The organism is Micromonospora sp. WMMD964 (genome assembly GCF_029581455.1).
Lineage (GTDB): Bacteria > Actinomycetota > Actinomycetes > Mycobacteriales > Micromonosporaceae > Micromonospora.
On sequence record NZ_CP120860.1, the window covers coordinates 4,989,532 to 5,002,397 of the forward strand.

9 protein-coding genes and 1 pseudogene are annotated in these 12,866 nt (G+C 71.3%); 4 read left to right on the top strand and 6 right to left on the bottom strand.

Annotation, left to right across the window (positions count from 1 at the left end; translation table 11 throughout):
- Positions 1 to 13 precede the first annotated feature (13 nt).
- Positions 14 to 181 carry a hypothetical protein gene (locus tag O7616_RS22940; RefSeq protein ID WP_282259018.1) on the bottom strand — a complete coding sequence of 56 codons (168 nt, stop codon included), beginning with the start codon at positions 179 to 181 and terminating at the stop codon, positions 14 to 16.
- A 60-nt stretch (positions 182 to 241) separates the two neighbouring features.
- On the opposite strand from O7616_RS22940, the gene O7616_RS22945 reads away from it, so the two are divergent.
- A complete protein-coding gene (locus O7616_RS22945) occupies positions 242 to 646 on the top strand; it encodes a hypothetical protein (RefSeq protein ID WP_282303871.1) in 405 nt (134 codons plus the stop codon).
- Positions 647 to 726: 80 nt separating this feature from the next.
- Positions 727 to 1,743 (top strand): methyltransferase, encoded by a 1,017-nt coding sequence (locus O7616_RS22950; protein ID WP_282303872.1) that lies wholly within the window; start codon positions 727 to 729, stop codon positions 1,741 to 1,743.
- A gap of 89 nt (positions 1,744 to 1,832) precedes the next feature.
- Here O7616_RS22950 and O7616_RS22955 read toward each other — a convergent pair whose 3' ends face one another.
- The 5 genes and pseudogenes from O7616_RS22955 to O7616_RS22970 form a co-directional block, all read right to left on the bottom strand.
- Positions 1,833 to 2,684, bottom strand: coding sequence for an alpha/beta hydrolase (locus O7616_RS22955; RefSeq protein WP_282303873.1), 852 nt, complete (start codon positions 2,682 to 2,684; stop codon positions 1,833 to 1,835).
- Between the two features lie 98 nt (positions 2,685 to 2,782).
- On the bottom strand, positions 2,783 to 3,979 hold the full coding sequence (locus O7616_RS22960) for an epoxide hydrolase family protein (protein ID WP_282303874.1): 1,197 nt from the start codon (positions 3,977 to 3,979) through the stop codon (positions 2,783 to 2,785).
- A gap of 545 nt (positions 3,980 to 4,524) precedes the next feature.
- Positions 4,525 to 4,701, bottom strand: a pseudogene (locus O7616_RS31180) (XRE family transcriptional regulator); the annotation flags it as partial.
- Positions 4,702 to 4,718: 17 nt separating this feature from the next.
- Positions 4,719 to 7,106 (bottom strand): discoidin domain-containing protein, encoded by a 2,388-nt coding sequence (locus O7616_RS22965; protein ID WP_282303875.1) that lies wholly within the window; start codon positions 7,104 to 7,106, stop codon positions 4,719 to 4,721.
- A gap of 177 nt (positions 7,107 to 7,283) precedes the next feature.
- Positions 7,284 to 9,137: an adenylyl cyclase gene (locus O7616_RS22970; RefSeq protein ID WP_282303876.1), complete on the bottom strand. Its 1,854-nt coding sequence runs from the start codon at positions 9,135 to 9,137 to the stop codon at positions 7,284 to 7,286.
- 165 nt (positions 9,138 to 9,302) lie between these two features.
- Between O7616_RS22970 and O7616_RS22975 the strand changes: the two genes are divergently transcribed.
- Both O7616_RS22975 and O7616_RS22980 read left to right on the top strand, forming a co-directional pair.
- The gene (locus O7616_RS22975) at positions 9,303 to 9,761 is read left to right on the top strand and encodes a hypothetical protein (RefSeq protein ID WP_282303877.1); all 459 of its coding nucleotides are present in this window, start codon (positions 9,303 to 9,305) and stop codon (positions 9,759 to 9,761) included.
- Between the two features lie 53 nt (positions 9,762 to 9,814).
- A complete protein-coding gene (locus O7616_RS22980; protein WP_282303878.1) occupies positions 9,815 to 12,859 on the top strand; it encodes a BTAD domain-containing putative transcriptional regulator in 3,045 nt (1,014 codons plus the stop codon).
- Positions 12,860 to 12,866 lie beyond the last annotated feature (7 nt).

Here is a 12,866-nt window from a genome sequence, read left to right on the forward strand (position 1 = left end):
GTACGAGCTGGAGTCACACGACCGCCGAGTCTCCCGCCGCCGGGGCGACCCGGGACTCCACCATCCCGGCCCGCGCGACGGGCAACCGGCGGTGTCCGGTCGGATGCGGACCGCACCGCCCACCGCTGAGCCGACCGTAGAGGATCACCACCGGCCGGGGCAACAGTCCGACCGGAATCACGGCCGCGTCTGGGTACCGGTGCTCATTCCGCTTCCCCGCCGGGCCGGGCATGATCGTCCGATGACGGCGACGAGGGGTACGCACGCACTGCTCGGTGTTCTGTTCCTGGCGGCGGCGACGGTCGGGACCTGGCTGCTCTGGCTGGGCTGGGACGACGAGTACACGGTCGACGCGGAGACCGGCGCGACAAGCGGTCCGTACGCGCCGTGGCAGGTGATCGGTTGCGTGCTGACGCTCGTCCTGCTGGCCGCTCTCGCCGCCAGGCGGCTGAGCCCGTGGCTGGTGGTGCCGGTGATGACCGTCTCCTTCACGGCGGCGTGGACGTGGCGGGCGGCGTCGGCCGACGACAGCGGCCTGTGGGCCGTCGGGGCGGTGCTGGTGCTGGTCGGGACGGCGGCCGGCAGCACGGCGGTGAGTCTCGCCGCGCGACGGCTCGGCCGACGGTCCGCCGGCCGACCCGGCTAGCCCCGACCGTCGGGCTGGTCACCCCGCTGCGGACGCGACCGACCATCGTGGACGGAGGCGGATCGTGATCTGATGACCGCATGACCTCTCCGACTCCTCTCATGCGTCTGGTGGCCGGTGTGTGGGGGTTCAAGACCCTCGCGGTCGGCGTCGAGCTGGGCCTGTTCACCCGGTTGGCGGGCGGGCGGACGATGACCGTCGAGGAAGCCTCCGCCGAGTTCGGGCTGCCCGACCGGCCCGCCGACCTGTTGCTCGCCGCCAGCGCGTCGCTGGGCCTGTTGGAGAAGGTCGGCGACAGCTACCGCAACTCCGAGTTGGCCGAGCAGTTCCTGGTCGAGGGCCGCCCGTACTACTTCGGGGCGCAGGTCCGCTACTCGGATCTGCGCACCTACCTGCCCTGGCACCGCATCGGCGAGGCGCTGCGCACGGATCGACCGTTGACCTGGGACCCGGAGGCCCAGCAGTCGATGTTCGACACCGCCGACCCGGAGATGCTGGCGCAGTTCTGGGACGCCATGTTCTCCACGTCGAGCTTCACCGCCGCCGCGTTGGCCGACGCGTACGACTTCTCCGCCCACCGCCGCCTGCTCGACGTCGGCGGTGGGGCCGGGGCGTTCCCGATCGAATTCTGCCGCCGCCTGCCCGAGCTGCGGGCGACGGTGCTGGACCTGCCGCACGTGTGCGTACGGGCGCGGGAGCGGATCGCGGAGGCCGGTCTGACCGGGCGGATCGACGCGGTGGCGGGTGACTTCCTCGCCGACCCGGCGCTGCCGGAGGGGCACGACGTCATCCTGCTCAGCATGATCCTGCACGACTGGGACGAGCCGACGAACCGGGCTCTGCTGGCGCGGTGTCACGCGGCGTTGCCGCCCGGCGGGGCGATAGTCGTCTGCGAGCTGCTGCTCAACGACGAGCGCACCGGGCCGCCGGAGGCTGCCCTGATGGGCATGAACATGCTGGTCGAGACCGAGGGTGGTCGGAACTACTCCGGTGCCGAGTACGCCGCCTGGCTCACCGACGCCGGCTTCGTCGACGTGCGGACGGTGCCCTTCGACGCCCCGGGCGCCAACGGCGCGGTGGTCGCCCGCCGGGCCTGACCGTCGACGACACCCGGCCCCGGTGCGAACCGTGGGCCGGGTGTCGCAGCGCCTCACGGCGCTGGTGTCCGATCGGCTACCGGGACGGGTCAGGCGCGAGCCTTGGCCGGCTGCTTCATGAAGTCCATGATGGCCTTGTTGATGTCGTCGGCGTTGGTCCACGGCAGACCGTGCGGCGCGCCCTTGAGCGTGACGAGCTGGGCGGTCGGCATCATCGGCCCGAGTCGCTGGCCGGTCACCGGGTAGGGCAGCACGTTGTCCTTGTCGCCCTGCACGATCAGCACCGGAATGTTGATCTTCGGCAGGTCGGGCCGGAAGTCCTCCTGCCAGGCGTCCACGCTGTCGTGGGTGCCCTTCGCGGAGGCCATCGCGCCGATCTGCCAGTGCGCCCGGTACGCCTCCTCGCTGACCAGCTTGCCCTTGTTCTCGCTGTAGTTGAAGAACGCGTCGCAGAACTGGGTCAGGTAGGCGAACCGGTCCTTGATGATGGCCTGCTGGAAGCCCTTGAACAGGCTCGTGTCGACGCCCTCCGGGTTGTCCTTGGCCTTGGCCAGCATCGGTTGCAGCGGACTGACCACCACGGCACGGCTGACCCGCTGGGAGCCGTAGTTGCCCAGGTAGCGGATCACCTCGCCGGTGCCCATCGAATGACCCACCAGGGTCACGTCGTTCAGGTCCAGCTCGGTCATCAGCACGTCGAGGTCCGCGGCGAACGTGTTGTAGTCGTACCCGAACGTCGGCTGGGCGGAGTTACCGAAACCGCGCCGATCGTAGGTGATCGTCCGGTATCCGGCGTTGAGCAACGCGGTGGTCGTCTTCTCCCAGGTCGCCCCGTTGAACGGGAAGCCGTGGATCAGCACGACCGGCTTACCGGAACCGTGATCCTCGTAGTACAGGTCGATGGGCGCGGAGTTCTCCGTCCCCACGGTGATGAAAGGCATGTTCGTCTCCTGCTCCGGTCTCGGGCTGTCGGACGCCTCGCGCTTTCCCGTCGGGTCGCCGGATATGCGGGCCACCGGAGGCCCCTCGGAAGAGGTCGTCAGGCTTTCCGCAGCGGCCGGAACGCGGCCCGTACCTCGGCGGAGAAGAGTTCCGGCTCCTCCCAGGCCGCGAAGTGCCCGCCGCGGTCGGCCTCGTTGAAGTACGCGATGCCGGGGTAGACCGTCTCGGCCCAGCTACGCGGAGCGGCCCAGATCTCTTCGGGGAACGTCGTGAAGCCGACCGGAACCGTGACCGGTGGCGGAGTCTGGCCGGCCGCCTGAGCCGCGGCGAGGAACCGCCCGAATTCCCAGTACCACCGGGCGGACGACGCGCCGGTACCGGTCAACCAGTACAGCGTGATGTTGTCCAGGATGCTGTCCCGGGTGAGACCGCCGGCCGGCGCACCGTCGAGGAACGCGCGGGAGATCTTGTAGTAGCTGTCCGTGTCGTGGTCGAGCATCCAGGCCGCCAACCCGACAGGTGAGTCCAGCAACGAGTAGCCGATCGTCTGCGGCCGGGTCGACTGCTCCAGGAAGTAGCCGAAGCCGTCCATCGTGAACAGGTCGAGCGCGGCGCGCGCGGTGCGTTCCTGCTCGGATTCTGCCGGTAGCTGGTCCTTGATGCCGATCGCCCCGGCGAGCAGGTTCACGTGGATGCCGAGCAGCCCAGCGGGGGCCTGACGCCCCATGGCGTCCGTGACGGCGGCGCCGACGTCGCCACCCTGCGCGACGTAGCGCGCGTACCCGAGGCGGTCCATGAGTTTCGCCCACGCCTGTGCCATCCGCGCCGAGTCCCAGCCGAGCTCGGTCGGCTCGCCGGAGAAGCCGTAGCCCGGCAACGACGGCAGCACCAGGTGGAAGGCGTCCTCGGGCGTGCCGCCGTGGGCTGTCGGGTCGGTCAGCGGGCCGACGATCCCGAGCAGCTCGACAACTGAGCCCGGCCAGCCGTGCGTCATGATCAGCGGCAGGGCGTTCTCGTGCCGCGACCGTACGTGGACGAAGTGGATCTCGACGCCGTCGATGGTCGTCGTGTACTGCGGCAGTGAGTTCAGCCTCGTCTCGCACGCACGCCAGTCGTAATCGGTCAGCCAATAGCGGGCCAGCTCCTGGATCGTCGCCAGCTGCACCCCCTGCGAGCGATCGGTGACCAACTCGCGGGTGGGCCAGCGAGTGGCCGCGATCCGGCGACGCAGGTCGGCGATCGAGTCCTCCGACGTGTCGAGCCGGAAGGGACGGATTTCGTTGTCGTTGGACATCTTCCCCCACCTCGCCAGGTCGAGTCGGACAGCGCCCACACACCGGGAGTGCCGGCACTCGCCCAGTCTCACAGCGGGCCGACGCCGCCGGGGCCCAAACGCGAATCGCCGACGCGCCTCCGCGCCGGACCCGTGGAATGATCACCGGCCGTCAGCACGCCCTCCGGTGTCGACGTCCGGCCGGGTTGGTGGACAGATGAAAGGGACACCGGCGCCCTGAAGTGACGTTCACCGCCAGGATCTTCCGCACCGAGGACCTCTGGGAGCGCTGACGCGCCGTTGCGCAGCATCCACCCGGCATACGACCTGCGCCTGCGCTCGCCCGTCAGCGGGTGAGGCCGACCAGCGTGGCCAGTCGCGCCACGCCGGCGTCCCACCCACCGCCCACCCCCAGCACTCCCCTGCCCCACACCCCCGCCCCCGCCTTCGCCCTCGCTCCCGCCTTCGTGATCAAGACGTTTGTGGCGCTTCTGGAGATCAAACTTGCCGCAAACGTCTTGATCACCAAAGTGGGCTGACGGTGGAAGGACGCGGTCTCCGGCGGCGGCCATCGCCCGATCGGCGGCCAGCCATCCGAGGTCGGCTTCGCCGAGTTTGACCAGTAGCGACGAGGTGATCCGGTACGTCTGCACCAGCACCTCCGGTGACTGCGCGGCCTGGGCAGCGTGGAGCAGACCCCGCAGCACCCGCACCAACTGCCCGTAGTCCGCATCCTGGTAGGTCGCCGCCCGAGCCTCGGTCAGCTCGCGTAGACCTCCAGGGTCGACAGTTGACCGGCGGGCCAGCCGGTGTTGCCGGTGACGGTGATCCGCACGTAACGCGCCTGCGCGGCGGTGAAGGTGAGACTCACCTGGTTGCCGCTGGCCGGGTTGAACACCCGCCCCGCCGATCCGACGAGCGTGCCGAAGCTCGACCCGTCGGTGCTGCCCTGCACGGAGAGGGTCTGCGTCCGAGCGCCCCAGGCCGACGACGGTGGCAGCTTCAGCACCACCCGGCCGACCGTGCGCGCCGCACCGAGGTCGACCTGCACCCACTGCGGGAACGCGTTGTTGGCGCTCTCCCAGTAGGTGTTGGCGTCGCCGTCCACCACGTTGCCCGACCCGTAGCTCTGGACGTGACTGCTCTCCGACGTGGGTCGGCCCCGGGCGAGGTCCGCGTTGGCCGCCGCGTCCGTGGTCGCGGTGACCGCCGAGGACGCGCCGGAGGTGTTCCCGGCGGCGTCGCGCGCCACCACCGTGAACGTGTACGCGGTGGACGGGCTGAGCCCGCTCACCGTCGCCGTGGTGCCCGTGACGGTGGCGGCGACGGTGCCACCCTGGCGCACCTGGTAGCCGGTCACACCGGTGTCGTCGGTGGAGGCCGTCCACGACAGCGACACGCTCGTCGACGTCTTGCCGGTCACCGTGAGGCCGCTCGGCGCGCTCGGAGGGTTGTCCGGGGCGGTCGTTCCGGCGTACACCTCGACCTGGGCGAGTTGGGCGGCCGCCCAGCCGGTGTTGCCGCTGATGCTGAGGCGGACGTGCCGGGCGGTGGTGGTCGGCAGCGTGCGGGTGACGGTGTTGCCGGTGGCCGGGTCGAAGGTGTACGCGGAGGCCCCGGCGATGGTGCTGAAGGAGCTGCCGTCGACGCTGCCCTGCACGGTGATGGTCTGGGTACGCGCGCCCCAGCCGGTGGGCAGGCGCAGCACGAGTTTGTCGACCTGGTGGTTGGCGCCGAGGTCGACCTGCCACCACTGCGGGAACGCGCCGTTGGCGCTCTCCCAGTAGCTGCCGACGGTGGAGTCCACCGCGTTGGACGCCGGGAACCCGCCACCCTGGCTGCTCGCCGACGTCGACTTGCCGGCGGCCAGGTTCCCGCCGGTCGGGGGTGGGGTGCCGACCGTCGGTGGGGTGGGGCGGGTCGCGGTGAGCGCGAGCTGACCCTTGAGCATCCGACCACCGTCGGCCGTGATGCGCAGGTAGTAGTCGGAGGAGCAGGCCACGCCGTCCTCGTCGAGGGCCCGGATGTTCGCGCCGGCCGGGGTGGTGGCCTGGGTCTCGGACGTCTTGGCGATCTGGTTGCCCTCGTTGTACTCGTCGAACATGGACACGTACAGGCCCTGGGAGCCGAGCCGGACCATGTTGTAGATGTGCCGCCAGTAGAAGTCGCCGTGGCGGCGGTGGCCTCCGGCCAGGTCACCGGGCATGACGCAGGGCAGGTAGTCGATGCCCCGTGCCGCGCAGTCGGCCATGTCGCCGATGTTGACGTTCTGGTAGTACGAGTCGAGCCCCTCCAGGGTGTCGGTCCGGTAGACCATCCACGGCGAGATCGCGTTGAACGCGTGGTAGACGTCGAGGAAGCCGGGGCGGGAGTCCTCGATGCCCTGCCGCCACCAGGTGGGCACCCCACCAATGACGTAGCAGCCCTGCGCCTTGAACCAGTTGATGACCTCCAGGCACGGGCCCGGGGTGAAGGGGCGGCTGGGCTCGCTGAAGCCGAAGCCCCAGATGCAGACGACCGGCTTGCCGTTCTGCCTGGCGTACGCGCTGGACGCGGTGTGCGCGGACATCTTCGTCGTCCAGTCGGTCTTGATGTCCGCCTGGAACGTCAACCAGTCGGTGACGTCGTACATGATGTAGAACTTGCGGCCGTAGCGCTCGGCGGCGGAGCGGACCTTCTGGGTCATCGCGTCGCGGGTCGGGCCCTCGTCGCCCATCGGGTTGAACCGTTGCAGGGCCGCGGTGTCACAGCCGTACTCCTGCATCCACCGGAAGTGGGTGTCCACCGTCTGCTGGTCGTAGGAGGAGAAGAGGGTGGCCGGCTGACCGTTGCCGAGGTTGGGGTACGCGGTGGGGTAGGTGCGGGTGTACTCCCGCATGTCCGGCCAGGACACGATCGTGGTGTTGGCGGGCGACGGCGGCTGGAACCGGTCGCGGCTCCAGTGCCACCAGCCGCCGATCGGCGCGGAGTCGCCGGGGGCGCTGAACCAGCCCTGGTAGCCGACGGTCACCTTGCCGACCACGTCCCCGGGGGGACTGGCGGCGTGTGCGGGGTTGGCCAGGCTGGTGAGCAGCTCGGTGCTGGAGGCGGCGGCGAGGGCGGACCCCGCCATCACGGACGTGACGAACCTGCGGCGGGAGACCGCCATGACGACCACTCCTTCGGGACGGAAGGCATTGACGGCCATCGTGGCAGCAGTGAATGCCGACCCGCAAGAGTTCGACTGATCCATGGAAATATTAGTCAGTGCTTCGGAAGGATTCGTGCAACGGACGACGGGGCCGGAGCCTCACCGGCTCCGGCCCCGTCGGTACGCCCGGGATCCCTACGGGGTCGGGTACTGCGTGACGTAGACCGGTGCGCCGACCTTGGTCATGTCGGCCGCGTCGCCGACGCCGTTGACCACGTGGTCGATCGTCCCGGCGCTGAGGTTCACGGTCATGATGTGGTGCAGCTTCACACCCGGCCGGTTCGGCACCTCGAAACCGTTCTCGGTGTGGATCGACGGGTTGTTCTGGTTGAAGACGTACACCCCGCCGCCGTGCAGCGTGTGGTGACGCACCCGGTCACCGACCTTGTAGCCGGCCCAGCCCTCGACCGCGCCGTTCATCCAGTCGGCCTGCGTCGGCGGGTCGTACGGCAGCTCGTTCTGGTAGAGGATCGTGGTGCCGTGCTCGCCGTTCCAGACCGTGTTGTAGCGCTGGAAGTGCTCGACGAACAGGCCGGTCGCGGTCACGTGGTCGCCGTTGATGACGGCGCCGTAGCGACCGGTGTTGGTCCGCCAGCGGTCGGTGTCACCGTTGACGCCCTCGGTGAAGTCCTCGACGCCGTGGTCACCACGCCAGACCCAGGTGTGGTCGATGAGCACGTTGTCGCTGTTGACCTCCAGCGCGGTGTTCGTCCGGCCGATGTGCGGGCCACCGACGCGGAAGTACACGTCGGACAGCGTGGTCGGGTTGTGCGGGCTGCTGGCGTTGTGGCCGTGCTGTCGGCCCACCCGCAGCAGGACCGGCGACTCCACGGTGCCGGCGTCGATCGTGACACCGGCGACGATCACGCCGGGCACACCGGCGACGTCCAGCGGGACGGCGCCGTTCACGGCGGTGAGGGTGGCGTGCCCGATGCCGAGCACGACGGTGTCGGCGCGGCGGATCTCGATGCTGCGCGCGACGTCGTAGACCCCGGGGGTGAGCAGCAGGTGCTTGCCGCGGGCGAGCTGCGTGTTGATGACGCGCACCGAGTCGGTGGGCTTCGCGACGAAGAAGTCGCCGATCGGGATGGTCCGGCCCGGCGTCATGCCGTCCGCCCAGGAGACACCCCGGCTGTCCCGCTGCGCGGCGGGCACCCGCACCTGGTAGCGGCCCTTCCCGTCGACGAAGAGGTACGGCTTCTCCCGGCTGAGTGGGGTGGTCTCCAGGGTGGTGTACGGCGGGTCGGGGAACGTGGCGTCGTCGGGCGCGCCCTCGACGCCCGCGAAGACCTGGTTCCACACCGCGTTGGACCAGCCGCCGACCTCGCTGTTGCGGGTCAGCCACTGCTGCTGCGAGCCGTTGGTGGTGGCCGGCAGCCGGGAGTCGGCGATGAAGCCGCCACTGGCGTACTGCGGACCGGCCGTGCAGTAGTCCATCAGCGACAGACCACCGCCGCCGATGTTCAACCGACGCATCGACACCGCCTGCGAGACCGCCCAGAAGTTCGCCGACGACCGGCAGCCGTCCTGGCCGGCGGCGTTGACGCTGAGCGACAGGTTGGACAGGGTGCGCCAGAAGTTCACCAGGGCCAGGCAGTTGCCGGTGCCTCCGTCGGCCAGGCAGCGGTTGTAGACCTCCAGCTTGCCGGTGACGGCGACGTCGGTGGGCGAGGCACCCAGGCCGGAGACCTCGGTGTAGTAGCCGACCTTGGCCTGCAACGGCTGCTCGGCGGTGCCGTACGTGCCCGGCTTGAACAGGTAGGCGTGCCGCTCGGCGCCCATCTCGTTGTCGACCTGCCGGGCATGGGCCGCGTCGAGGGTCTGCTGGATCTCACCGATCGGCATCGACGGGTCGAAGATCGTCACGTTCGGGCCGAAGTCGGGTGCGCCGTGCGTGGGGCGGCCGGCGGAGGCCGCCGTGCCGCTCACGGTGACGACCGTGGCCACCGTCAGGGCGAGTATGAGGGTACGACGGGACGGGGTTGACATGCGGTTCGTCCTCTCCGCTGCCCGGAGCGGACTCCGGCGCAGTCTAGGGCGGTGAGAGCGCTCTCTCGCCCCTGTTTCTACCTGGCGAACCGGCCCCACGCCATTGTCGGGATCGGCGAACTTCGGTCGGTCGGTGAGAATGGGCCGCAGAACGGGGAGGCGCCCATGCGAATCGACGCACTGCCGCACGTGGACGAACACGTCACCGTCATCACGGCCGAGCCCGACGAAGCCTGGCCGCACCTCGTGCACGTCGTCGAGTCCACGTTCGGTGGCCCCGGCATGGGCGCGTACGGCCGCCTGGTCGGCACCGCCGACCCCGTCGCGTCCGGGCCCCGACCGCTCGCCGAAGGCTCGACGATCCCCGGGTTCCGGGTGGCCACCGCGATCCCCGGGAGGGAGCTGACGCTACGGGGCAGCCACCGGTTCTCGACGTACGCGCTGATCTTCCGGCTCGAACGGGCCGGGCCGGGCCGATCCCGCCTCCGGGCCGAAACCCGGGCGGTCTTCCCCGGTCTGACCGGTGGCCTCTACCGGCAACTGCTCCTCAGGTCGGGCGGTCACGTGCTCGGCGTACGGCGGATGCTCGCGGCGGTCCGCCGCAGCGCGGAACGACGACCCTGACCGTCCCCGCACCGCGCTCACGGTGCGCTTCCGGTCGCCTGACCGGCGATAGGATGTCCGCCGTGCAGTTCGGGGTGCTCGGGCCGCTCGCCGTGACCACCGACGCCGGCGAGCCGGTGGTGGTGCCCGGCACCAAGGTCCGCGTGTTGCTGGCGGACCTGCTGACCAACCGCAACCAGGTGGTCTCGGCGGACCGCCTCATCGACGACCTGTGGGGTGACGACTCCCCCGCCAATCCCGCCGGCGCCCTCCAGGTACGCGTGTCCCAGTTGCGCAAGGCGCTCAACGACGCCGAGCCGGGCGCACGGGACCTGGTGGAGTCCCGGCCGCCCGGCTATCTGCTGCGGGCCGATGCCGTCGACGCGGACCGGTTCGCCGAGCTGGCCCGCAGCACCGACGTCGACCGGCTGCGCGAAGCCCTGGCGTTGTGGCGCGGCGAGGCGTACGCCGACGTGGCCGACGCCGAGTTCGTCCGGGCCGAGGCGACCCGCCTGACCGAGCAGCGCCTCGCGGTGCACGAACGGTTGGCCGAGGCTCGGGTCGCCCGGGGAGAGCACGACCTGGCCGCCGCTGACCTGGCCGAGTTGGTCGCCCGGCACCCGCTGCGGGAAGGGCTGCGGGCCGTGCAGCTGCGCGCGCTGTACGCGGCGGGCCGCCAGTCCGAGGCGTTGGACAGCTACGCGGATCTGCGCGACCGGCTCGCCGACGAGTTGGGTCTCGACCCCGGGCCGGAGTTGGTCGCGCTGTACCGCCGGATCCTCGAACAGGACGCGAGCCTGAGCCCGCCACCGAGGGCCCCGATCCTCCACGGCAGCAGCCTGCCGGCACAGTTGGACGAGTTGGTCGGGCGGGACGAGGCGTTGGCCGAGTTGGGCGCGCTGCTGCCCCGGCAGCGGCTGGTCACGCTCGTCGGCCCGGGTGGCGTCGGGAAGACAAGACTGGCCGTCGAGACGGCCCGCGAGCTGTCCGTTCCCGACGGCGTCCAACTGGTCGAGCTGGCCCCGCTGCCGGCTGGTGACACCCTCGTCGCCGAGCAGGTGCTCGCCGCCCTGGGCGCCCACGAGACCGTCGGCGCGAGCCTCTCCCCCACCGACCGGGTGGTCGCGGCCCTGCGGCACCGCCGGCTCCTGCTCGTGCTGGACAACTGCGAGCATGTCGTCGAGCCGGTGGCCGCGCTGGTCGCCCGACTGCTGCGCGACGTACCCGGGCTGCGGGTGCTGGCCACCAGCCGGGAGCCACTCGGTCTGACCGGGGAACTGCTCTGGGAGGTACCCCCGCTGCCGGTGCCCGAGGACGGTGACCTGGACGCGGTCCGGCACTCGGCGGCGGCCCGGTTGTTCGCGGCCCGCGCGAGCGCGCAGCAGCGCGGTTTCCGCCTCGACGAGCGGACGGCGTCGGCGGTCGCGCAGCTCTGCCGTCGCCTCGACGGCCTTCCGCTGGCGTTGGAGTTGGCCGCGACCCGGGTGCGCGCGCTGGGCGTGCAGGGTGTGGTGGACCGGCTCGACGACCGGTTCCGGCTGCTCAGCACCGCACAGCGGGACGTGCCGCTGCGGCAGCGGACGCTCACCGCGGTGATCGGCTGGAGCTGGGACCTCCTCGACGAGAGCGAACGGGCGGTGCTGGCCCGGCTGGCGGTGTTCCCAGACGGCTGCAGCCCGGAGGCCGCCGAACGCGTCTGCGATACCGATCTGGACACCCTGGCCCGACTGGTGGACCGGTCGCTGGTGGTGCTCGACGACTCCGGCGCGGACCCCCGCTACCGGCTGCTCGAATCGGTCGCCGCGTTCTGCCTGGACCGCCTGACCGACCCCGACGAGGTACGCGCACGGCACGCGGCCTACTACACCGAGCTGGCCGAGCGCGCCGACCCGGAACTGCGCGGGGCAGACCAACAACGGTGGCTGGCGCTGCTGGACGCCGAGATGGCGAACCTGCGGGCAGCGCTCGGCCACGGTGGTGGGTTGCGCCTGGCGGTCGCGCTGAGCTGGTACTGGCACCTGCGCGGCCGGCTCACCGAGGCGCGGCGGGCGCTGACCGTGCCCGGCGAACCGGAACAGGAGGCCCGCGCGGCCCCGTGGCGCGTCGGTTTCGCCCTGTCGCTGGGCGAGGCGGTCGCGCCCGACGACGTACGCGCAGCGGTGGCCGTCGACCCGGACGGCCATAGCGCCTGGTTCGCGGCCAACGCGATGATCGAGCACGGTGACCTGGCCCTGGCGTCGGAGCTGCTGCCCACCGCCCCAGCCGACCGGTGGACCGAAGCCGCGGTGCTCACCTCCCTGGCCCACCTCGCGCACGCGAACGGTGACCAGGCCACCCTGGAACGCACCGCGACGCGCAGCGCAGCGCTGTTCGCCGACCTCGGCGACCGGTGGGGCCGTCTCCGGGCGACCGAGTGGGTGGGCGGGCTGGCCGACATGCGCGGCGAGCACGAGCGCGCCGCCGCGCTGCACCGGGAAGGGCTGCGCTGGGCCGAGGAACTGGCGCTCTGGCCGCAGGTCTGCGCCGAGCTGTCCTGGTTGGCCTGGCTCGCGGTGCAGACCCGCGACTACACCCAGGGCCGGGAGCTGGCCGAACGGGCGTACGGTCTGGCGGTGGAGCAGGGCTCGCCCGGTGCGCTGGTCTTCGCGGAGATGAGCCTCGGGCTGGCCGCCCGCCGCGACGGGAAACTCGACCTGGCCGTCACCCACCTCAGCCACCTCGTCGAGCTGGGCCGCGGCGAGAGCCAGCCGGCGCTGTACCTACCGATGGTCCTGGTCGAGCTGGGCTACGCGATCGAGCAGGGCGGTGACCCGGACGCCGCGCTGGCCCTGCACATCGAGGCGTTCGACGCCGCCGAGGCGATGGCGACGATGCGCGACGCGGTCGGGCCGCTGGAGGGGATGGCCGCGGCGGTGCGCTCCCCCGAGGTCGCCGCCCGGCTGCTGGGCGCCGCAGCCGCCGCCCGGCTCGCCACGCGGTCCCCCGCCGCGCCCGCCGAACGCGACGACGTCGACCGGGTGACCGAGCGCCTGCGGGCCGAACTCGGGCCGGAGCGGTTGGACGCGTTGCTCGCCGAGGGCGCGAAGCTGAGCCCGGGCGAGGCCCGAGCCCAGCTCTGAGTGTCGG